Here is a 21,690-nt window from a genome sequence, read left to right as displayed (position 1 = left end):
TAAGGGTATTGGCCCATAGTCAGATTAGAGTGCTTTAATTTTCATATTTCGGTAGAACACCCGATTGCCATGATCCTGAAGTAGGATGTGGCCTTTTGCGGCTTCACCAAAGCGGCCATGAGCATTATATTCTGGCGCTTTGTATTTGCTCATGGCAACCAGTTCTCTGAACTGTTCACTGCCTCGTTCGTACTCAACAACTTTTTTACCGTTCAGCCAGTGTTCTACATGTTTGCCTTTCGAAACAACGCGGCCGGTATTCCATTCGCCAATGGGGTTCGCTTTCTTGCCACTGGCCGGAATCAAATCATAAAGTGAACCCACTGTGCGGTTACCATTGCGGCCCATTTTGGCGTCGGGGTGTTTGTCGTCATCCAGCACCTGAAATTCCAGACCAAAGGCCGAACCTTTTGGCTTGGGCGATTCCTCGACTACATAATATTTAACGCCACTGTTAGCCCCTTCGGTTAGTTTGAAATCGAACATCAGATCGAAGTCGCTGTACTCACCATCGGTAACGATGTCGCCAAAACTTTGCGATTCAGAGCCATCCGATTGTTGAATCGTTAAGAGGCCATCCGTAACGCTCCATCCTTTTTCCGGAAACTTGTCTTTGTAAGCTCCCCGCCAGCCATTCGTTGTTTTACCATCAAAAAGCAGTTTCCAGCCATCTTTTTTCTCCTGGGCTGTCAGCGTGTTCGGGGCCTGCGGTTTTTCGGCGGCAATTAAACTAAGGGCTAAAAGGCCCAAAATGAATGTTTTTTTCATAATGTTTTCTCCATGAACCTCTGTGCTATCTCCGTGCATCTCTGTGAAACAAAAATATGGCACAGAGATACACGGAGTGAACCTAGAGACTCAAAGCGGGAAGTTTAACGTTTTTGTAATGTAATCTTTATTGATCTGAGCACACTGCGCAGCTGTCTTGTCTTTTTCGGGTACGCCGTCCAATTCAATAATGCCCCATCCTTTGAACTTGATTTCCTCCAGCGCTTTAAATACAGCCGGGACGTTTACGTTACCCCGTCCCAGTTCGACAAACTTGTATGCCTTAGGGTTATCCGGTTTATCGGGCAGGGGCGACATGGTGTCTTTCAGGTGAAGTGCATAGATAATGTCTTTATATTGCTTCACGGCTTTCTCGGGCTCGCCACCGCCTTGCTTGTAATGAGCAATGTCGAGTTCCAGCTTTACGAACTTAGGGTTCATCGCCTGAATGATCACATCTACTTCTTCGGGTGTTTCGCCCAGTTGGTGCATGTGGTTGTGATAGGTGGCCTGCACGCCCAGGTCGGCGGTTTGTTTACCGATTTCGTTCATGACGGCAGCGAGTCTTTTCAACTCTTCGGTCGTTGGCAGTCGATCTTTGGGGCGGGCAGAGTTGGTCAATTGAATAGCCGAGCCTCCCAGTGCTTTTACAAAACTGGCATGAGCCACGTGCATGTCGATGGTGCTCTGTTCTTTGGCCGGGTCAATCTCGACGTTCCCACTCGAAAACATGGCCAGCGCGAGGTGGTGCTGGTCGAGCAGGGCTTTTAATTCCGAGGGTTTGGCTTTGTAAGGCCCAAAGGCATTGGCCCGCAATTGAATGCCCCGGTAGCCCATTGCCGATAGGTCGGCAATAGCCTGGGCATCGTTACCTCCCCAGGTGATAGCCGAGTAGGCGATTTTTAGGCCGGAGGGTTTGGCTATACCGGCAGATAATCGATTTGCACCAACCAGTAAAGTTAGGGCCGACACGCCGGCCGTGGTAAGAAACTGCCGTCGGTTTACCGTCTCCAGCATAATCGTAAGGGTCAATAATCAGTGGTAGCCGATGGCCTATAAACTGATTGTGAATGAAAGTTTTTGATATAAAGAAGTGATAAAATAAGCTTGTATAGCCCTACTTCTACTGATAGAAAAGACTGAAAGAGCGAAGGAGCGAAAATTGCTTGTGCCAGTTTTCCGCTCTTTCGCTCTTTCAGTCTTTCACCCAATTAGTCGTTAGAATCCTGGATTCTGGGCAAATCCTGCGTTCTCTGTCCGGTCAATCTGCGTTTGCGGAATTGGACGCAGGTTGTGCGTTTCTTTTACGTTAACAGCTCCGTCTGGATTGTATTTCTTTACGCGCTCTACCAGAATACCCCAACGCTTCAGATCCATCCAACGGGTTTGCTCACCAGCCATTTCGCGGGCACGCTCTTCATAGATCGTCTCCATCGTCAGGTCACCGGCTTGGAGCTCCATAGCTGACTCTTTACCCGGATAAGCGGCCCGGCGACGAACGGCATTAATAGCCGCAGCAGCCTCTGTCGTTTTACCCTGTTTTAACTGAGCTTCGGCTAGGATCAAATACGTCTCTGCCAGACGGAACGCCAGATAATCGCGGCTACCTTGCTCATACGTCAGATCAGGACGGAGCGGATCGAGGAATTTTTGCAGCGTTGGAAATAGTGCTGCTGTGTAGGCGCTGGGGACCAAAACCTGATAAGGCTTGGCTGCCCGCTGGGCCATCGTCCATTCAACACCCGGTATGTAGATAGCCGTATCGCCCGCTTTCAACGTCATTTTGGCTTTGCTGTTATCGAAGGATGTATTCAGGTTTGTGCCGGGGTTGTTGCTCAGCCAGGTATCCTTGAATGTTTTCTTGTAGCGGGAATCATTGATCCGATCTTTGAAAACGGTTTCAAGCAGGTAGGTTGTTGGGCGAAGCCGTTTAAATGGACGGTCGTTGGCAATATCCCGTTTCATACCCGGTTGCACGTCGTACTGCATCCCGAAGTATAAGTGCAGCTTGTTACCGTCACCATTGTTGGTGTTGGCCGTGTTCATGTTGGTCAGCGGGTCCGATGTGTACTGAACCGAGAAGATAACTTCATCGTTGATTTCGCCACTTCCCTGGGCAAATACACTCGCAAAATCAGGCAGGAGCTTAAAGCCGTAGTTAGCAATGACACTCTGTGCCAGAGTAGCGGCTTTCGCATAATCGTCAGACGCTTTAGCCGATGAGGTTGCTTTAGTCAAATATACGCGTGCCAGCAGATGTTCGGCAGCGGCTTTGGTAGCCCGGCCATAATCAGCTGACCGCATCTTTGGGTCCAGGTCAGGGATGGCGGCTTCAAGATCGGCTGTTATCTGTTTGTATACGTCAGCTTCAGTTGCCCGGCTGGTTACTTTCGTAGGCCCTAGAGTTTCTTTGAGTCTTAGATCGACACCGCCAAACTGCTGCACCAGAATAAAGTAATAATGGGCACGTAAAAACTTCATCTCGGCTACGCGCAGTTTTTTCACGGCATCAGAAACCGTAGCTGCCGGTGCCCGTTCAATAACGGCGTTGCAGGTGTTTATGCCCCTATATAACTCTTCCCAAACTTGCTGGATGATATCGACGAAGCTATTCATCTGGGTATCGTAGAAGTGAAACCCTTTGTAGCTCCCATCCGCACCAGCCTGGTAAATATCAGTGCCATACTCGGTCATGGTCAGGCCGCGCTCCGATGCGTAGAAATTGCGCAGGGAAGAATAAGCCGCTTTGCTGGCATCTTCGAAGCCTTTTGGGGTATTGATGTAATCGTTCGGAATTGCCGAGATTACTGTTTCCTTCAGCACATCCTTACAGGCCTGCCCGCTAACCAGCAGAGCAGCAAGAGCCAGGATGCGGAATGATTTATGTGTGAAATTTGATTTCATGTTTTTTAATCTTGAGGTATTTATAAACACAAGGCTTACTGGCTATGTGCTTAGAATTTAACGTTCAAACCAAAGGTCACTACACGGGTAGCGGGTGTAACACCATTACTCACTGTTCCATCACTCGTTTCAGGATCGACACCGTTGTACTTCGACCGGTAGGACGAGAAGATGAACGGCTGCTGAATGCTGCTGAACAGGCGTAGCGACTGCATGCGTAGTTTTGAGGTGATGCTCGACGGGAACGTGTAACCGAAGTTGATGTTACGAACTTTCACGAACGAACCGTCGAAATAGATAATGGCCGAGTTATAGACGGGGAATTCCTGACTTGAGTTAGGCCGTGGGAACTCATTCGTTGGGTTGTTGGGTGTCCAGTAATCCACTTTGATCTGCTCATAACGACCAGCCAACTGGTTGTTGTCGCGGTGGAAACCACTCAGGATGGTTTGACCAATGCGGGCGTAGATAAAGAAGTTCAGGTCAAATCCTTTGTAGCTGAACCGGTTCGTGATACCACCACTCCAGGTAGGAATATCGGAGCCTAAGTACACGCGGTCATCAGCCGTAATTTTGCCGTCGTTATTCGTGTCCTGTACCTTAATCTGACCAACTGCACTCTGGTAGGATTTAGCGGCATCAGCTTCGCTGGTTTGCCAGATACCTGCTTTCTTGTAATCGTACATGGCCGTCAAAGGCTTACCAATGAAGCGTTTGTTTCCCACGTCATCAATAGGTCCGTTGAACAATGAGATAATGGCTTCCGAGTTCTTAGAAAACACAATGTCGGATGTCCATTTGAACCCGCTTTTTGAATTCACGTTCACGGTCGATACACTCACTTCGATCCCTTTATTCTGAGTTTCGCCAATGTTCCGGGTTACCGAGTTGAAACCGATTGAAGTAGGCAGAAGGTCAGATAGCAGCAGGTCGGTGGTGCGGGTATTATACAATTCGATCGCACCTGCTACCCGGCCCCGCCATAAGCTGAAATCAATACCAATGTTTGTACTGGTTGAAGTCTCCCAACGCAAGTCGGGGTTACCAATCGTATTAGGGCGATAGCCATAAGCAGGCGTATTACCAAAGGCGTACACCGTGCGGTCCAGCAAACCCTGCGTCTGATAAGGGGCTACCCCCTGGTTACCTACCGAACCACGGCTGGCCCGGATTTTCAGCAGGTCGACCCAGCTAGACCCTTTCATAAAGTCTTCGTTGCTGACATTCCAGCCTAACGCTATACCGGGAAAGTTACCATATTTAGTATTTACCCCGAATCGGCTCGATCCATCCCGGCGCAACGTAGCGGTTACCAGGTATTTGTCTTTGTAATCGTAGTTGATACGACCCATGTATGAGTTGATAGTCCACTGACTCAATCCACTACCTACCCCTAATACAGCACTGGCGTTGCCTACATTATAAAACTGCTGCGATTCGGCTGGCACACCCTGAACAGAGATGTTATTCAGTTCACCATTATTACGCTGAATGGATTGCAGGGCGGTAAAACCGAAGTTGTGATCGCCTACTTTTTTGTTATATGTTACAACGTTCTCCAGCGTATAGTTGAAGTTAAAGGCACTGGCAGTTTGTGCTTGTGCGTCACCACCTTTCCGGGCGTTGGTTTGCGCACCGATAAAGCGGCCATACCGGTTAATGGTAAAGTCAGGGCCGAAATTAACCCGGTATTTCAATCCATCGAGTATATTCACTTCCGCGTATATACTGTTGAAAATGCGGTATTTCTTTCGTTCTTCTATCTGTGCACCCGGTACAACCTCCGCGAGCGGATTGGTGAGCAACGCATCATTCGTAGGAAAGAAGATCAGGTTGCCGTTATCATCGTACGGGCGACCAAGCGGATTTTGCTGAAGCGTAAAGTTATACGGGTTGAGGTTCTCGCCATTCCGTAAACTATACATCATATACGAGGCAATACCCACTTTAAGAGCCTTATTGATCTGGTGGTCGATATTGGCACGCAGCGAGTAACGGGTAAAATCCAGACCAGGCATAATCCCTTTATCCTGGAAAAAACCAGCCGAAATATAAAACTGCGTTTTTTCATTGCCACCCTGAATACCCAGCGAGTGGTTTTGCTGAATTCCCTGCTTTAGGATTAACGATTGCCAGTCGGTATTCCGGTTGGCAGCCAGACCAGCTGCAACGTTTGGGTCACCGCCCAGAACGGCCACCTTGGAGTCAGCATAGGCATCAGCTACACCCGTAGGAACGGGATTGCCATTGGCGTCTTTGTAGTTACCCGTAGTCCGGTAAGCTTCCCGAACAAATTCGGCAAATTCAGACCCACTGAACAGCTTTACTTTGTCAAGCGGATCGGTAAAACCAACGTAGTTATCGTAGCTGATGGTTGTTTTACCAACCGGGTTGCCCCGTTTGGTTGTAACCAGGATAACGCCGTTAGCACCTCTGGCTCCATAAATGGCCGTTGCGGTAGCATCTTTCAGGATTTCCATCGAGCCTACATCGTTCGGGTTAATGTCTTCATAACCTTCTGATAGAGGAATACCATCAACTACGTAAAGTGGATCGTTACCGGCGTTGAACGAACGACGTCCCCGAACCCGAATGGTTGGTACAGACCCTGGTCGGCTACCCGACTGCGCCACATCGACACCGGCTACCCGGCCCTGCATGGCTTGGCCAATGTTGGTAATGGGCTGTTCGGTGATTTGTTTTGGCGTAACCGACGAGATCGCTCCAGTGGTCTGGCTCTTTTTCTGAGAACCATAACCAATAACGACAACTTCGTTCAGGGCACGGGTATCCGTACTCAGGGTGAGGTTGACAGTTGATTTGTTGCCTACAGTAACTTCCTGGCTAACAAAACCGACAGCTGAGAAAACCAGTACCGCCCGGTTGTTTGGCACGCTGATACGGTACTCTCCGTTTGCGTCGGTGGAAGTACCGCGGGTTGTGCCTTTTACGGCTACACTTACGCCTGGTAACCCGGTGTTATCATCTCCGGAAAGTACTTTACCGCTAACGGTTAGCTCCTGAGTTGGGTTGTCTGTAAGCGGATGATTAGTGGGTGGCGCACTAAACGCCGGCTGGCTTACCAGCGTAAGTGCCGCCAGGCCAAGCAGAGGAAGCCACGCCAGGCGTGGTGGTTGGGTAATTGTTAAATGCATGTTAGATTAGATTGGCGTAAAAGTTAACAAACTAGGGTAATGTCTTGGATGTACCTGAGGCAATCTCAATGGATTCGCCCGGTTTAAGCCGTATTGGTTCCTTCGATTTTACGAGTAAGCTTACCTGCCCCGAAGTAAGCGCTACCGATGTTCCTGTTGGCCGTTGTCTCACCCGAAAGATAGTTCCTACAGCTTCGATGGTCAGGCCAGCAGTATGTACTCTGAACAAGCGGGCCGATGAGGTGTCGTTTCGGTGAATGATGGAAAAATCAGCTTCCCCCTTTAACCACACCGCTCTCGGTGTCTCGTCAGACCAACGCCGTGCGTAGCGGGCGGTGCTGTTCGGATACAACGTCATGGTTGAATTGTCCGGTAAGCGAATCTGACGAGTTTGGTAGGCGTGGGTACTGACGCTCCATACTGATTGCTCGGGTCCATACTGCATCCAGAGCGCCCAGCCAATAAGAGCTACCACACCAAACGCAGCCAGAACAGTTCGCATAAAGTACCACCACCCAACCATTGCCCGAACATCGGACTGAAGTGGCCTGACGTCTTCCATAGTCTGAAGCGACTCGCGTATACGTCCCCACACTGTTGAAATCTCGTCGGACGACAGAGCCGGTAGATCAGAATGCCGGGCCGTTTGTATGAGGTACCGTGCTGTCTCTACTGTTTCTTCCTGGTGAGGATGGTTTGACAACCATATCTGCCAATAGGACGCGACCTCTTCGTCGTTCGGGTGTTTAACCCATCGTACGAATAAGTCATCAAGGACGAATTCCTCAGCGCTATAAGCAGAATATGACTTTTGTGACACGGTGTATAACTGTTTCGTGTAAACAAAAGCGTTTGGAATAAGGGTTTCTACTTACCTCGACAAAAGAAGTAGATCATTACCAAACTCCCGTTGACTCACTCAGGTGAATTGTGGATAATTTGATGAATCTCTATCGATATATTTAGCCTGTTTACGTTAAAATCTATATGTAAGCTTCTTAATTATATTAGATATAACAAAGAAAAATCCACACTTTTTTTATGCAAGCGTTACCGGGAACGTTGCCAAAAAGGAAAACACGAAGATATAGTTGTAAAAAAATGAGTTGGGAAATATATTTTAAGTGTGTTACAGCAGATAAAATATAGGATAATGCAAATCAAGGGAATTGTATTTTTTAGGGATGAGGCACCTCTAGGAATGGAATGTATACTATGTTTCCTGCTATTCTAATAGTACATCGACTCTCTATAAGTATATTTGAAGGTGCCTTATGAGAACAAATTAAGATACATAATCAGGCTATTGCTCGAAATTTTACTTGTAAAAAGCTTACTTTTTAACTATTATCCTTTAAAGCCGTTATGTTATCATCAACGCGATGAAAAACACAATTCGACGGCAGCGGACGTCTGGGCATTACTCGTTCCGCAGTATATATATACTTTTCCTGTTTACTCTATTGGCCTTCTCCGGCTTTGCTATGCCCAAATTTGAAACCGGATTAATGATGGCCGATACCACTGGCCCCAGAGAGGCAAAGCCCAAGTCATTGACATTTACTGCGTCTACTGACCAGCGTTTTTTTTTCTTCAATGATACGCGCACCGAAGACAACCGCCGTGTACCAGTAAGCGTATATGGGATAAGGGCAGGGTTCTTATTTCCTCCCAGCCAACATCGGGATGCGCTCAGGTCTGGTCGGTCAGCCAGTTTCAAGGCCGGAGCCGGGTTCTATTTTGTGAACCAACGGCTCGATCGTCCTGGGTTGCTCCCAAATACATCGGAGTCCGTTACCCGTCATTTGCGAATTGCAACCGTTTACTACGAGCGGTATCTGTTGCGTCGGCACTCGTTTGAAGTTAGTATGCCAATTGAACTTGGCTATGGGCATTCCCGGTACGAAATCAACGATGAACAGGCCGAAAAATATGAAGTGGCCCGTGGTGTGTTTCTGCCTTTAGGCGTAGGCGTATCGGCAGCTTATCAGTTTCCGACCGTACGGTGGCTAAGACCATTACATTGGTTTGGTCTGAATTTTCTGACAGGCTACCGATTCATCCTGAAGCGTGATGTTCCCGAAAGTCAAATAAATTATACAGGCTTATACTTTTCGGTGGGCCCTTCTTTCTTTCTCGAAAATCTCACCGCTGACATCAAGCGGTGGCGACAAAAGAGGAAAAACAAGCGATGAGGCCGCTGTTGGTGAAGCCAATTACTCGGTGGTGACAGCACGTTCCGCCCACTGAATACGCACCGCTTGCTCAATATCGGGGTGCAGGCTGATGGCCACTGGACAGGTATGCGCAATTTTTTCGAGCCGCGTGCGGGTTTCGCTATCCGGCATAGCATCCGTATGCAGAACCAGTTCGACCTCGATACGAGCGATTCGCCGGGGCGGTTGAGATGTCATGATCTTTGTTACCTCCAGCGTACTGCCCGTCAGCTCAATTCCATCCCGCCGGGCGAAGATGGCCATGGTTGTTATAATACAGGTGCCTAACGCATTGGCCACCAGGTCGGTTGGCGAAAAGGCCTCACCAAGGCCCTGGTTATCGGTGGGTGCATCGGTATTGATGTGGGTACCGGATTGTATGTGGATGCAATCGGTGCGTAGGCCGCCCAGATAATCAATGTGAATTGTTGGCATTGAGATTTAGTCAGTTAGTTAGTCAATAAGTCAGTAAGCGGCTTCGCCTAAGTTAATAAGTCAGTAAGCCGCTTATTGACTTACCGACTAAAAAGACTTTTGCGAAACATATAAATAATCATCTGGTTACGCTAATAGTTAGACCCTTTTTTGTGAGGAACCGCAAAAAAGTGTATTTTTATTTCAGCATATTACGACAATGAAAACTATATACGGAATACTGGGACTTATGGTGGGCATATGGCTTCTGCCAAGTCAGACCATGCTGGCCCAACGGGTTGACAGCGAAGATGATTCCTACTCGACCATTACAACGTTTGGCATCACAACCAATACAAATTCCGGCATTGTTGGCGGGTTTGCGTTCCGGCAATCTAAATTACTGTCATCGTCCCTGTTTGGCCTACCCCAATACCGCTATCTGAGCGTTGAACTGGTTAACGTAAAGCACCCTAAAGAACTTCGCTCGTCTATCAATAACGTTGGTTCGGGCTATCTGGATGGGAAAGAAAATTATCTTTTTGTATTGCGACCCCAATACGGCCGTGAGGTGAAGCTGTTTCAGCGCAGTTCTGACGAAGGCATCGCTATCAGTGGCATTCTGGCAGCAGGACCGTCTGTGGGTATTATTAAACCTTATTATCTGGAAGTTTCGTATGGCAATCAGACCCGATCGGTGCCCGCTTCTCAGGTAAATGGCTTCGCCACCTCGGCAGGGGAGACCGTTACTGGTGCCGGTGGCTTTTTTCAGGGTATTGGCGAGTCGAAGTTAACCGTTGGTCTCAACGTAAAAGCAGCGCTTAGCTTTGAACTCAGCGCCTTCAGAAATAACACGACGGGGGTAGAAATCGGCTTTTTGGCCGAGGCTTTCCCGAACAGAATCATTATCATTCCCAACTCAAGTCCCAATGGTAGCCGTGAGGACGGAAACAGGAGTTTCTTCACAACGGGCTATATTACCCTGTTTTTCGGAAGTAAGAAATAAAATTTTCAAAGGGCGAGGGGCATTGGGTAAGGCAAAAATAAGCCGGATTTACACCAGTGCTCCTGGCCCTTTGGTATCGTTATGAACTTTACATCCAAAAAACGAATTTTGCTGGAAAGGATTGAGGAGACATGATTGAACTACCTGTAATACCCTCCGAACAACAACGTAATCGGGCGGGCGCTGATGCGGCACCCCGACCCAAACGTCCGGACTGGCTGCGCGTTAAGTTGCCCATTGGCCCCGAATATGCTAAAGTCCGTAAGTTGGTGGACGAACATAAACTCCACACAATTTGCGAAAGTGGAAATTGCCCAAACATGGGTGAATGCTGGGGAGCGGGCACTGCTACGTTTATGATTCTGGGGAATGTGTGTACCCGAAGCTGTACATTTTGTGCTGTCGCCACTGGCAGGCCCAACGAATATGACACCGATGAACCCCGACGTGTGGCCGAAGCGATCGTGCTCATGAAGGTTAAACACGCGGTGCTTACGTCGGTGAATCGGGATGAACTAAAAGATCGGGGCGCTGAGATATGGTACCAAACCGTTCGACTTATCAAAGAAGCATCGCCCTCAACAACCATCGAAACCCTGATTCCGGATACCAAAGGCAATTGGGGAGCGCTTGAACGGATGATTTCGGCCGGGCAGGAAGTCGTTTCGCATAACATGGAAACCGTGGAGCGGCTCTATCGACGCGTTCGGCCGCAGGCTCGCTACGAGCGTAGCCTTGAACAGATCCGGCGTACGAAAGACTATGGCCAGCGCACTAAATCAGGTATTATGCTGGGTCTGGGTGAAACAAAGGATGAAGTGGTCAAAGCTATGGATGATCTTGCTGCCAATGGGCTGGATATTCTAACGCTGGGGCAATACCTCCAGCCTACTAAAATGCACCACGAAGTAATCGAGTGGATTCATCCAGATACATTTGCCATGTATCGTGAAGAAGGGCTCCGGCGTGGACTGAAATACGTCGAGTCCGGTCCACTGGTTCGGTCGAGTTACCACGCAGAAAAGCATGTGAATGTGTAAGGTTTTTTTAGGTGCAGCCGCTTACCAACTTACTGACTAAAAAGACTTACCGACTATTTTACAAACAATTCCCTTTATTCGTTATTTAAAGAAGAGAGTCCGGGCCTAGGGTGCGGACTTTTTCTTTACTGCATGAAAAAATACGACTTCATCATTGCCGGAGGAGGCATGGCTGGGTTAAGCCTTGCTTATTATCTTAGCCAGTCACCGCTGCGGAATCATAGCATTTTGATTCTTGACCGGGAAATTAAAAACAGCAATGACCGGACCTGGTGTTTCTGGGACCGAAAAAAGGGCACTTCGGGCCGGGAACCGGCGCGCATGAACGCCTTTGAGTCAATTCTTTTTCGTACCTGGAGCAAAGTTAGCTTTCATGGAACAACCTATGCCGGGCTACTGGATATGGGGCCGTACGACTACAAGATGCTGCGCGGCATAGACTTCTATGAATTTGTTCAGCGCGAACTGGCCAATCATCCGACAATTGAACGCAGGCAGGCAACCATCAACCGTATCAAAGATACCCCGCAGGGGGGATTCGTTATTGCTGATGATGAACCGTACATTGCCGACTACGTTTTTGACAGCACCTTTTCCCTCAGACTGGATCAATCCGAAAACCATAACCTGCTTCAGCATTTCAAGGGATGGGTCATCACAACGGAGAAGCCGTGTTTTAATCCGCATGAGCCCGAGATAATGGACTTTCGAATCCATCAGCATGGCGATTGCCGGTTCGTGTATGTACTGCCTTTCACGGAGAAATCGGCACTGGTTGAGTTTACTCTTTTTAATGATAAACTATTATCCGAACCAGAATACGATCTTGAAATCCGTAATTACATCGCCCAATTTCTGAATACCGGAGCTTATGAAATAAGTGAAACGGAGTATGGCGTTATTCCCATGTCGGACGAAGCAACGCACGAGAATCCGTCAGAACATATTATTCGGATTGGTACATCCGGCGGATACACAAAACCCTCGACCGGGTATACCTTTCAGCGAACCCAGCGCTACCTGCAGAGCATTGTCGATAATCTGGCACAAACCGGCAAACCCCAACGGCCTGTAAGCTGGTTGAAGAAGCGGTTTAAACTCTACGACAGCATCTTCCTGAACGTACTCGAAAAGCATCGCCATCCGGCCGATGATATCTTTACGAGGGTCTATGCTGGCAACCCCGGACGCGTTTTTACGTTTCTTGACGAAGAAACACGCTTTATCGACGAACTGAGGTTGTTTGCTACAATGCCGTTCATGCCATTTCTAAAGGCTTTGTTTGACGTGATACGTCGGAGGCTGTTCGGTTAACTGGCTGAATGTGTACCGTAAATTCCTGGGTGCTGGCAGACAATTAGGCAGGAGGTAAAGGAAGTTTGATTATAAACTCGGCAAACTGCCCTTCGCTGGTATCGACACTCAATTCGCCTTCATGGCCTTTCGTAATAATGTCATAGCTGAGTGATAATCCCAGCCCAGTGCCCTGACCGCTGGGTTTGGTTGTAAAAAAAGGCTGGTAGATCTTTTCGAGAACTGTCTGTGGAATGCCGAGTCCGTTATCGCGTATTCGTAGCTCAACGAAAGTTGGATGCCGGCGTGTACTAACCCTTATTTCAGGCTCATAGTCCACAGCCCCACCTTTCTGCTTCGCGGCTATTGAATAAAACGCATTGTTAAACAGATTCAGAAGTACCCGGCCAATGTCCTGAGGCACTACGTCCAGGACGCTAAGCGTAGAGTCGAAGTCTGTGACCAGGTGAACCGTAAGTGATTTATCGTTTACGCGGACTCCCTGATAGGCCAAACGCAGGTGCTCGTCAATCAGTTTGTTCAGGTTGGTCGGAAACTTTTTCCCGTTGCTGAAACGGGTGTGCTGCAGCATGTTTTTTACAATGGAGTCGGCACGTTTGCCATGATGAGTAATTTTTTGGAGGTTGGTCTGTATGTAGCTGGCCAAGGTGGCGGCATTTGCCTGCTGGCCATTTGCCAATAGATCGAGAAGCTCTCCGGCCAGTTCAGCACTTACTTCCGAAAAATTGTTGACGAAGTTAAGTGGGTTTTGAATTTCATGTGCAATACCCGCCGTCAATTCACCCAGCGAAGCCATTTTTTCCCGATGAATCAATTGCCGTTGGGTAGAGGTCAGCTCGGTCAGGGTTTTTTCCAGACTGTCGCGCTGCAAGGCCAGTTGATCGCTCTGCCGCCGAATCTCGTTGGTTCGATTGGCTATAATATCTTCCAGCCGCCGATTGGCCAAGAGTAGCTTTCGGGATCGATACGTTGCCAATGCCCACATAATCCCCAGTCCAATTAACGCATACAGCACATAAGCAGGCCAGGTTTGCCACCAGGGGGTAAGAATCTGGATGGTAAGTGGGCTTTCGAGCTGGCGCCAGACGCCATCGCTATTGGCTGCTTTGACCTGAAAGGTATACTTGCCGGGCGGTAAGTTCGTGTAGCTGGCAAACCGACGGCTCCCGTTTTTCACCCAGTCATTATCAATACCGCTTAGCTTGTAGGCGTATTGATTTCGCTCCGGCAGGCCGTACGTCAGGGCTACGAACTCAAACGACAGATAGTTTTCATGATGGGCCAGCGTATACTGTTTACGAGTTACCGGCAGGAGGCTATCGCCTACTTTAAATGTAGTAACGTAAACCGGAAAGGGTTGCCTGTCGGTTTGAATACTATCGGGATTAAACCGAACCAGTCCGTTGAGGGTACCGAAGAAAAGGGAGTTCCCGGACCGCGACACGGTATTTACCCGAAAATCGTTGTTTGGTAACCCGTCGTTGTTGTCGTAGGGACGAAACGATTTGGTTCGCGGATCAAACCGGCAGAGTCCCTTATTCGTGCTTAGCCACAAGTAGCCACGGTTGTCTTCCGTTATACCAATAATCCAGTCGCTGGGTAGGCCGTCTTTAGTAGTAAGGTGTGAAAATTTGCCGGTTTTCGGGTCAAACCAGTTTAGGCCGCCCCGGGTACTACCCAGCCAGATGGTGCCTGATCTGTCCTCATAAATGGTTCCGATCTCGTTGCTGTTCAACTGTCCCGGTTTCAGACCGGCCGTGTAGTGGGTGAATCGACCCGATTGTGGATTTAGCCGACTCAGCCCTTTTCCCCGAAGGGTTAACCAGATATCGCCCGTCTGGCTGACCAGCATACCATAAATGTACTTTTCAGGTAAGCCGCTTGTGTCCGACGGGTCATATTTATAATAATGGAACTGATGCGTAACGGGATTGAACGAAGCAACACCTCCTTCACCGCTCAGCCATAGCAGGCCGTGAGCGTCCCGGCTTACAAACTGGGCGGCAATCTCAGTTGGAAACTTAACTGAGTGATTGGTCGTCTGATTGAGCCGATAGAGGCCATTCCATGTTCCAATCCATATTCCGTCGGGACCATCGGGCAGCAGGGCATGTAGGTTATTTTTATGTTGTGACGCGTTGCCAAACAGGCTTGCCGGAATTTCGGTAATCTGATTTGTCCGTAAATTCAATCGATACAGTTTTTCCTGATTACTGAACCAGACTCGGTTGCGGCTATCTATTGCCAGCGTAGCGACTTTATTTTCAGGTAGATTAACAATTCCTATGCTGCGTCTTATCTGATAAGTCGTAAACGGTTTAGTATTGAGTGCCTGTTTGTCGATACCGTTATCAGTACCTGCCCAGAGCGTGCCGGCCCGGTCATGAAAAACAGCCTGCACATTTATACTCCCTAAATTATGGAGTGCATCCGGATCGGGAAGGTAGGTGAACACCTGTGCCGTTTTAGTGTCTATGCGTTGTAACCCATCGGTTGTACCCATCCACATAAACCCCTGCTGGTCGCGGTGGAGTGCGCTCAGATACATATATTTATTGATTGTACCTTTCGCGGCATAAGGCACGATCTGGAGGGGTGGATGGCGGAGGTCAAGCTGAAAAAGGCCTTTCCCAACGGCACCAAGCCAAAGAACATCGTTGCTGTCCAGATACATGGGGCCGAACCAGGGTTGTGGGTCCATAGCTTTTTGAATGGGCAACAGCGCAAAGTGGCCGGTTTGCCGATCAAATAAATACAGCCCCTGCGAGGTAGCTACCCAAAATCGGTTTTGCCGATCTTCGAAAACGCTTTTTACCGGAACTTCTCGTTTGGGCGATGGGTACAGCGTGAAATGATGGCTTTCCGGTTCATACCGAATAAGTCCGCCGTAAGAGCAGAGCCACAAAACCCCCTGCCGATCTGCATATACAGATACCTGATTGTTCCACCAGTTCTCATGGTTAGCATGAATGGGATGGTGAGTTACATCACCCGTTTGTTTATTGACTTCATGCAAACCAGCCCCTTCCGTAACCACCCATAGTCGGTTTTTCGGGTCTTCGCAAAGGCCCATAATACGGTTGTCAGTTAAACTGTGCGCAGGACGGGCGGGGTCGGTCTGAAAAACCTGAAACGAATAGCCATCATACTTGTTGAGCCCATCGTTCGTACCGAACCACATAAACCCTTCCCGATCCTGAAGGATACAGTTGACTGAGTTATTGGAAAGGCCATTTTTCGTTGATAAATGGTCAAACTTGTCTGCTGCTGGCTGGGCGCTTGTGCGGGAAAACGAAACAGACAGTATAAACATGACGGTGTACCACCCAAACCAACGTGCACAAACCGATTCAAACCAGTGGTCGAAATGTGTCCTATGTGTGTTCATAAAAGGTTGGAGCCGTCTGAAGCCAATATCAGGAAACGGGTAGTAAGATATAAAGTTTGTAGATTTTGTCGATACAGCGGCTAAAAGAAAGCATTTGAGTCTAGTTTCGATGAAGTGTTCGTCCATAACGTAGCCTTTGCTTGCCCCCTGATCAGAAACTTGTAGCTTTGTAGTTTCTAACCAAGTCATAAAATAGAGAAATGCCTTATCTCTTCACGTCTGAATCTGTTTCTGAGGGCCACCCCGATAAAGTAGCCGACCAAATCTCCGATGCATTGATTGATAATTTCCTGGCATTTGACCCGGCCAGTAAGGTCGCCTGTGAAACGCTCGTGACAACAGGTCAGGTTGTACTGGCTGGTGAAATCAAGACGGACACTTACCTGGACGTACAGAAAATTACCCGCGATGTAATTCGTAAAATTGGCTATACCAAAAGCGAGTACATGTTCGAGGCTAACTCCTGCGGTATTTTTTCGGCGCTGCATGACCAGTCGGCTGATATCAATCAGGGCGTTGATCGGAAGGTGGAGAATGCTGATTTCGAAACGCTGGCCAACGCTCAGGGTGCTGGCGATCAGGGTATGATGTTTGGATACGCCACGAACGAAACGGATAACTTCATGCCCCTGCCGCTCGATCTGGCTCATGCCATTCTGCGGGAGATGTCACAAATCCGCAATAACGAACTGGAACTGATGCCGTACCTGCGGCCCGATGCCAAATCGCAGGTAACGATTGAGTACTCTGACGATCACCAGCCTATTCGGATTGATACCATCGTGGTATCAACGCAACACGACGATTTTGCTGACGACGATACGATGCTGGCCAAAATCAAGGAAGATATTATCACTATTGTGATTCCCCGCGTGAAGGCGGCCCAGAAGGCTGAACTGCACGGGTTGTTCACCGACAATATCACGTATTACATTAACCCAACCGGCAAGTTTGTCATTGGGGGGCCACACGGCGATACGGGTCTGACGGGCCGGAAAATCATTGTGGATACATATGGTGGTAAAGGTGCTCACGGCGGTGGAGCTTTCTCGGGTAAAGATCCCTCTAAAGTAGACCGGTCTGCAGCGTATGCTACCCGGCACATTGCTAAAAATCTGGTAGCCGCCGGTCTTTGCGATCAGGTGCTGGTGCAAGTGTCTTATGCCATTGGCGTTGCCAAACCATGCGGTTTGTACGTGAACACCTACGGCACTGCAAAAGTGGATATGCATGATGGAGTCATTGCTGAGAAAGTTGGTCAGATTTTCGATATGCGCCCCTATGCAATCGAACAACGGCTGAAGCTCCGTAATCCAATTTATTCTGAAACAGCCGCATACGGTCATATGGGCCGCAAAAACGAGATCGTAAAGAAAACGTTTGGTTCAAACGGGCAGACGAAAGAGGTTGAAGTAGAGCTGTTTACCTGGGAAAAACTTGATTTTGTCGATCAGATTAAACAAGCGTTCGGTTTATAGCATAACACAGACCAGCCTCATGACAAGCAGAACGCCACTCCAGTCCGGAGTGGCGTTCTGCTTGTCATGAGGTATTATCTTAGTTTATAACTCATCGGCCTCGTAGACCTCGTCTTCTGCATCTACCCGTGTTTTCGCTTCTGCAATGGCCGGGCTGGAAATATCATTTCGTTTTTGTTTAAACCGGACAAGTTTATCTTTAAGAACGTCCATCACGCGGTCGGTTGCGCTTTCGAAGCTCTTATCGTGTTCTTTGACGAAGAGCTCTTTGCCTGGAAGCAGTAGCCTCACTTCGACTATCTTCTCTTTGACTTTGTTGGAGTCCGCACCCTCTAACCGAAGAAATACTTCTCCGCTGATAATACGGTCATGGAACGTGTCTAATTTGTCGAGTTTCGCCTGGATAAAATCTAACAGGCTTTGGTCGGCCGTGAACTTAACGGCATGCATTTGTAGTCTCATTGTGTCGCTTTTAAGGTGAATTGATCAGAACATCAATGGACTATCTAAGTTTGGGTATAGCAACCACAAAGTCAATAGGGCCTATGAAAGATGCAACCCTGTTTCACGGGTATTTATGTTACTGAAAGTTAATACTCTGTAACAGGCCATGTTTGTATACAGGCGTGGAACGATCGAATGCAAAACTTCTTGAAAAAGTCTAATTTATGGCTTCGACAAAATTACCTGTATTGGTTGATTGGGACGTAGCGTGATGAGCGGTTTAGGAACAATGCGCTGATTGGGTAGACCACTCACGCTAAATTTTCGCACAAACAGGGCTAGGAGGATCTGCATTTCCATGAGTGCAAACTGATTGCCGATACACAAACGGGGACCACCGCCAAAAGGCAGATACGCATAGGAATGCAGTTGGTCTTTAGGGCCGCCCGGTGCAAACCTGTTCGGGTCGAAACGTTCGGGATCGGGCCAGTTGACAGGGTCGCGGTGGAGCAGATACGGACATACCAGCGCGGTGTCGCTAGCCGGTATTGTGTAAGGGCCGATGTGGTCGTCCTCGCGAGCCCGGCGGCTCATGATCCAGGCGGGTGGGTACAGGCGCAGCGATTCCTGAACAACCTGCATGGTATAAGTTAACCGGCGGAAAGCCTCGGCTGATGGTATCCGGGCATCGCCCAGAACAGCTTCACTTTCTTCCTGAAGCCGCGCCAGAATGTCGGGGTGTTGTGTGAGCAGGTAAATCGTCCAGGCCATCGACACCGCCGTTGTCTCGTGGCCTGCCGAGAATATCGTCACGCATTCATCGCGCAGTTGCTGGTCCGACATACGCTCGCCCGTTTCTTCATCTTCGGCACTCAGCAGCATACCCAGCAGATCGTCTTTGTCTTCGTGCTGTTGCCGACGCTGGTCGATCAGGTCAAAAATAAACGTATCTACCTGCCGCTGGGCGCGTTTGGATCGTTGGTTATGGGGCGTGGGCCAGCTCATCGGAAAGCGGATGGGCGATAACATCCGGCTGTTGGCCAGGTAATTGAGCGAGTCCAGCGCGTGGGAAAGCCCATCGAGTTTGCCGTTGGTATCTGAACCGAACAGGGTCTTGCAAACAATTCGCATGGTTACATCCATAAAGGACTGCGATACGTTGACCGGCTGCCGGGTGTCGGATGGGTTTAGTGTGTCGAGCCAGTCTACGGTTTCGGCCACCATTGTGTCGGCCAGTGCCGCCAGCTTTTGCCGATGAAACGCCGGTTGGGCCAGGCGCCGTTGCCGACGCCAGAAATCACCATCGCTGGTCAGCAGACCGTTTCCCAGGAAAATTTTGAGCACCTCGAAGGCAGGCGAACGGCCATAATTGCGGTTGTTCTCCTGTAAAATATGCTTGCTGTCTTCGGGTTGAAACACCAGATACTGGTTTCGACCGCCAATGCGCAGGTGGACGATACGTTCCTGTTTCCGTTGCAGCGCATGCAGAATGCTCAATGGGTCGCGAACGAAGGCAAGGGTATTACCCAGAAATGGCAAGCCGGGGTGCAGCGGGACCGGACGGGTAGGGGCGGCAGTTGTTTCCATTAAAAAAGCCGTTCCGAACTTATGTTCGGAACGGCTATAAAGATACGGCTGAGTGCTAAAAATTGCTACGAGTTCACCACCTCGCCACCGTTGACGTGGATGACCTGGCCCGTGAAATAGGAAGCATCTTCCGACGCCAGAAACACGTAGGCCGGTGCCAGTTCTGCGGGTTGTCCCGGCCGCTCCATGGGCACCTCTTTGCCAAAGTTTTCAACTTCTTCCAGTGTTTTAGTGGCAACGATCAGCGGTGTCCAGATCGGACCCGGAGCTACGGCATTGACTCGGATATTCTTCTCGACCAGATTCTGCGACAACGAACGTGTAAAGGCCGTTACGGCTCCTTTGGTCGATGCGTAATCAATCAGTGCCTGACTCCCGCGATAGGAGACAACCGAAGTCGTATTGATAATGCAGTCCTGAGCGGTCATGTGCGGCAGCAGTGCCTTCGTGAGCCGGAACATAGCCAGAATATTCAGCTCGAAGGTTTCGCGCATTTGCTGGTCCGAAATGCCGGTAAACTCTTTTTGCTCGACATGATTGGCTGCATTATTGACCAGAATGTTCACCCGGCCGTAGCTGTCAATAATTGTATCGACGGCGCTCTGAATAAAGGAAACATCTTTTAAATCGCCCGGAATCAGCAGGCATTGCTTCCCTTCGGCTTCCACGAGCGATTTTGTCTTCTGCGCATCCTGTTCTTCGCGCGGGTGGTAAAACAGGGCCAGATCTGCCCCTTCTCGGGCAAAGTGAATGGCCACCGCCCGGCCAATACCCGAGTCGCCACCGGTGATGACGGCGACTTTGCCGTTTAATTTATCGGCCCCCTGATAATTGTCCCGAATGTAAATCGGTTGGGGGTCCATTTTGTATTCCAGGCCCGGCTGTTCATCCTGATGCTGGGCCTTGGTTTCAACTTCCATTTGTGTCATTTTTTGAAGGAGTTAGAAGCGAGGACTTAGGAGCGAGAAGACGAGGGCACTAGTCCTCATGAGTGTCTGTTCTCAATTCCTGCCTGCGCATTGGTTATGCATTGACGATGGTGCCGCCATTGGGGTGCAATACCTGTCCGGTGATGTAAGAAGCATCTTCCGAGGCCAGAAAGACGTAAGCCGGGGCCACTTCGCTGGGTTGACCGGGCCGTTTCATGGGCACATCTTTCCCAAATTCTGCCACTTCTTCGGCACTCACCGAGGCCGGGTTGAGCGGTGTCCAGATAGGACCTGGGGCAACAGCATTTACCCGAATACCTTTTTGAATGAGATTGCTCGACAAAGCGCGGGTAAAGGTCATAATAGCGCCTTTTGTCGACGAGTATTCGAGCAGATCGGCCCGACCCTGATAGGCGGTGACGGATGTGGTGTTAATCACACAGTCGCCTTTTTGCAGATGGGGTTCGGCGGCTTTCGTGATCCGGAAAAACGAGTAAATGTTGGTTTCGTAGGTTGCCAGTAGGTCTTCGTCGCGAATGTCTTCCAGTTCTTTGTGCTGCAACTGCAAGGCTGCATTGTTAACCAGAATATTCAGCCTCCCGAACTCACTAATGGTGTCGCTCACCAGTTGGTGGCATTGGGCTTCCTGCCGGATATCGCCGGGAAGCAGCAGGCACTTCCGGCCTTCGGCTTCCACGAGCGATTTGGTCTTTTGGGCGTCCTGTTCTTCGCGGTTGGTGTACGAAATGGCTACATCGGCGCCTTCGCGGGCAAAATGAACGGCCACTGCCCGCCCGATGCCGGAGTCGCCACCGGTAATGAGCGCTACTTTTCCTTTTAATTTGTTTGCTCCCTTGTACGATTCCCGAATGAACTCCGGTTGTGGGGTCAGTTCGGCTTCAATGCCCGGCTGGAGGTCCTGATGCTGTGGGGGAATATCTATGTTCATAACGTTGCTGTTGGTTGTACTTACGTAAATAAGTCCAAAGCAACGGTGGTTGTTTTGATAAATCTATTGAAATAGTAGATTTTTGTGGGTGCGTTTAG

General features: G+C 49.3%; 16 protein-coding genes. 5 read left to right on the top strand and 11 right to left on the bottom strand.

The genetic code is table 11. From position 1 onward, the window contains the following. Positions 1 to 24 precede the first annotated feature (24 nt). The 5 genes from NT073_RS26530 to NT073_RS26510 form a co-directional block, all read right to left on the bottom strand. A complete protein-coding gene (locus tag NT073_RS26530) occupies positions 25 to 768 on the bottom strand; it encodes a DUF1080 domain-containing protein (protein ID WP_297379746.1) in 744 nt (247 codons plus the stop codon). 90 nt (positions 769 to 858) lie between these two features. Next, positions 859 to 1,785: a sugar phosphate isomerase/epimerase gene (locus tag NT073_RS26525; RefSeq protein ID WP_297379743.1), complete on the bottom strand. Its 927-nt coding sequence runs from the start codon at positions 1,783 to 1,785 to the stop codon at positions 859 to 861. A 201-nt stretch (positions 1,786 to 1,986) separates the two neighbouring features. After that, positions 1,987 to 3,672, bottom strand: a complete 1,686-nt coding sequence (locus NT073_RS26520) for a RagB/SusD family nutrient uptake outer membrane protein (RefSeq protein ID WP_297379740.1) — start codon at positions 3,670 to 3,672, stop codon at positions 1,987 to 1,989. Between the two features lie 50 nt (positions 3,673 to 3,722). Continuing rightward, a complete protein-coding gene (locus NT073_RS26515; protein WP_297379737.1) occupies positions 3,723 to 6,827 on the bottom strand; it encodes a TonB-dependent receptor in 3,105 nt (1,034 codons plus the stop codon). Positions 6,828 to 6,858: 31 nt separating this feature from the next. After that, on the bottom strand, positions 6,859 to 7,647 hold the full coding sequence (locus NT073_RS26510; protein ID WP_297379735.1) for a FecR family protein: 789 nt from the start codon (positions 7,645 to 7,647) through the stop codon (positions 6,859 to 6,861). 562 nt (positions 7,648 to 8,209) lie between these two features. Between NT073_RS26510 and NT073_RS26505 the strand changes: the two genes are divergently transcribed. Then, the gene (locus NT073_RS26505) at positions 8,210 to 9,022 is read left to right on the top strand and encodes a hypothetical protein (RefSeq protein ID WP_297379732.1); all 813 of its coding nucleotides are present in this window, start codon (positions 8,210 to 8,212) and stop codon (positions 9,020 to 9,022) included. Positions 9,023 to 9,043: 21 nt separating this feature from the next. On the opposite strand, the gene NT073_RS26500 is transcribed toward NT073_RS26505, so the two are convergent. Then, the gene (locus tag NT073_RS26500) at positions 9,044 to 9,478 is read right to left on the bottom strand and encodes an OsmC family protein (protein ID WP_297379728.1); all 435 of its coding nucleotides are present in this window, start codon (positions 9,476 to 9,478) and stop codon (positions 9,044 to 9,046) included. Between the two features lie 199 nt (positions 9,479 to 9,677). On the opposite strand from NT073_RS26500, the gene NT073_RS26495 reads away from it, so the two are divergent. The 3 genes from NT073_RS26495 (at position 9,678) to NT073_RS26485 (ending at position 12,817) form a co-directional block, all read left to right on the top strand. After that, positions 9,678 to 10,463 carry a hypothetical protein gene (locus tag NT073_RS26495; protein ID WP_297379725.1) on the top strand — a complete coding sequence of 262 codons (786 nt, stop codon included), beginning with the start codon at positions 9,678 to 9,680 and terminating at the stop codon, positions 10,461 to 10,463. A 131-nt stretch (positions 10,464 to 10,594) separates the two neighbouring features. Then, on the top strand, positions 10,595 to 11,503 hold the full coding sequence (gene lipA / locus NT073_RS26490) for a lipoyl synthase (protein WP_297379723.1): 909 nt from the start codon (positions 10,595 to 10,597) through the stop codon (positions 11,501 to 11,503). Positions 11,504 to 11,635: 132 nt separating this feature from the next. After that, positions 11,636 to 12,817 (top strand): lycopene cyclase family protein, encoded by a 1,182-nt coding sequence (locus tag NT073_RS26485; protein WP_297379720.1) that lies wholly within the window; start codon positions 11,636 to 11,638, stop codon positions 12,815 to 12,817. 43 nt (positions 12,818 to 12,860) lie between these two features. Here the strand turns inward: NT073_RS26485 and NT073_RS26480 are convergent, their stop codons facing one another. Then, a complete protein-coding gene (locus NT073_RS26480) occupies positions 12,861 to 16,205 on the bottom strand; it encodes a two-component regulator propeller domain-containing protein (RefSeq protein ID WP_297379718.1) in 3,345 nt (1,114 codons plus the stop codon). Positions 16,206 to 16,405: 200 nt separating this feature from the next. Here NT073_RS26480 and metK point away from each other — a divergent pair, with 200 nt between their 5' ends. Continuing rightward, positions 16,406 to 17,683 carry a methionine adenosyltransferase gene (gene metK, locus NT073_RS26475; RefSeq protein WP_297379715.1) on the top strand — a complete coding sequence of 426 codons (1,278 nt, stop codon included), beginning with the start codon at positions 16,406 to 16,408 and terminating at the stop codon, positions 17,681 to 17,683. 84 nt (positions 17,684 to 17,767) lie between these two features. On the opposite strand, the gene NT073_RS26470 is transcribed toward metK, so the two are convergent. The 4 genes from NT073_RS26470 to NT073_RS26455 form a co-directional block, all read right to left on the bottom strand. Continuing rightward, a complete protein-coding gene (locus tag NT073_RS26470; protein WP_297379713.1) occupies positions 17,768 to 18,145 on the bottom strand; it encodes an HPF/RaiA family ribosome-associated protein in 378 nt (125 codons plus the stop codon). Between the two features lie 204 nt (positions 18,146 to 18,349). Then, positions 18,350 to 19,714, bottom strand: a complete 1,365-nt coding sequence (locus NT073_RS26465; RefSeq protein ID WP_297379711.1) for a cytochrome P450 — start codon at positions 19,712 to 19,714, stop codon at positions 18,350 to 18,352. Between the two features lie 65 nt (positions 19,715 to 19,779). Then, on the bottom strand, positions 19,780 to 20,643 hold the full coding sequence (locus tag NT073_RS26460; RefSeq protein WP_297379708.1) for an SDR family oxidoreductase: 864 nt from the start codon (positions 20,641 to 20,643) through the stop codon (positions 19,780 to 19,782). Between the two features lie 94 nt (positions 20,644 to 20,737). After that, positions 20,738 to 21,592 carry an SDR family oxidoreductase gene (locus NT073_RS26455; protein WP_297379706.1) on the bottom strand — a complete coding sequence of 285 codons (855 nt, stop codon included), beginning with the start codon at positions 21,590 to 21,592 and terminating at the stop codon, positions 20,738 to 20,740. Between the last annotated feature and the right edge of the window lie 98 nt (positions 21,593 to 21,690).

Source organism: Spirosoma sp., assembly GCF_026391055.1.
Lineage (GTDB): Bacteria > Bacteroidota > Bacteroidia > Cytophagales > Spirosomataceae > Spirosoma.
Note: the sequence above shows the minus strand (reverse complement) of the source record. Positions and strands in the feature narration are given on the sequence as shown.

What these genes read in the sequence shown, in the direction of transcription:
- NT073_RS26530 (WP_297379746.1), bottom strand. Translation starts at nt 768, where the DNA reads ATGAAAAAAACATTCATTTTGGGCCTTTTAGCCCTTAGTTTAATTGCC.
- NT073_RS26525 (WP_297379743.1), bottom strand. Translation starts at nt 1,785, where the DNA reads ATGCTGGAGACGGTAAACCGACGGCAGTTTCTTACCACGGCCGGCGTG.
- NT073_RS26520 (WP_297379740.1), bottom strand. Translation starts at nt 3,672, where the DNA reads ATGAAATCAAATTTCACACATAAATCATTCCGCATCCTGGCTCTTGCT.
- NT073_RS26515 (WP_297379737.1), bottom strand. Translation starts at nt 6,827, where the DNA reads ATGCATTTAACAATTACCCAACCACCACGCCTGGCGTGGCTTCCTCTG.
- NT073_RS26505 (WP_297379732.1), top strand. Translation starts at nt 8,210, where the DNA reads ATGAAAAACACAATTCGACGGCAGCGGACGTCTGGGCATTACTCGTTC.
- NT073_RS26500 (WP_297379728.1), bottom strand. Translation starts at nt 9,478, where the DNA reads ATGCCAACAATTCACATTGATTATCTGGGCGGCCTACGCACCGATTGC.
- NT073_RS26495 (WP_297379725.1), top strand. Translation starts at nt 9,678, where the DNA reads ATGAAAACTATATACGGAATACTGGGACTTATGGTGGGCATATGGCTT.
- lipA (WP_297379723.1), top strand. Translation starts at nt 10,595, where the DNA reads ATGATTGAACTACCTGTAATACCCTCCGAACAACAACGTAATCGGGCG.
- NT073_RS26485 (WP_297379720.1), top strand. Translation starts at nt 11,636, where the DNA reads ATGAAAAAATACGACTTCATCATTGCCGGAGGAGGCATGGCTGGGTTA.
- NT073_RS26480 (WP_297379718.1), bottom strand. Translation starts at nt 16,205, where the DNA reads ATGAACACACATAGGACACATTTCGACCACTGGTTTGAATCGGTTTGT.
- metK (WP_297379715.1), top strand. Translation starts at nt 16,406, where the DNA reads ATGCCTTATCTCTTCACGTCTGAATCTGTTTCTGAGGGCCACCCCGAT.
- NT073_RS26470 (WP_297379713.1), bottom strand. Translation starts at nt 18,145, where the DNA reads ATGAGACTACAAATGCATGCCGTTAAGTTCACGGCCGACCAAAGCCTG.
- NT073_RS26465 (WP_297379711.1), bottom strand. Translation starts at nt 19,714, where the DNA reads ATGGAAACAACTGCCGCCCCTACCCGTCCGGTCCCGCTGCACCCCGGC.
- NT073_RS26460 (WP_297379708.1), bottom strand. Translation starts at nt 20,643, where the DNA reads ATGACACAAATGGAAGTTGAAACCAAGGCCCAGCATCAGGATGAACAG.
- NT073_RS26455 (WP_297379706.1), bottom strand. Translation starts at nt 21,592, where the DNA reads ATGAACATAGATATTCCCCCACAGCATCAGGACCTCCAGCCGGGCATT.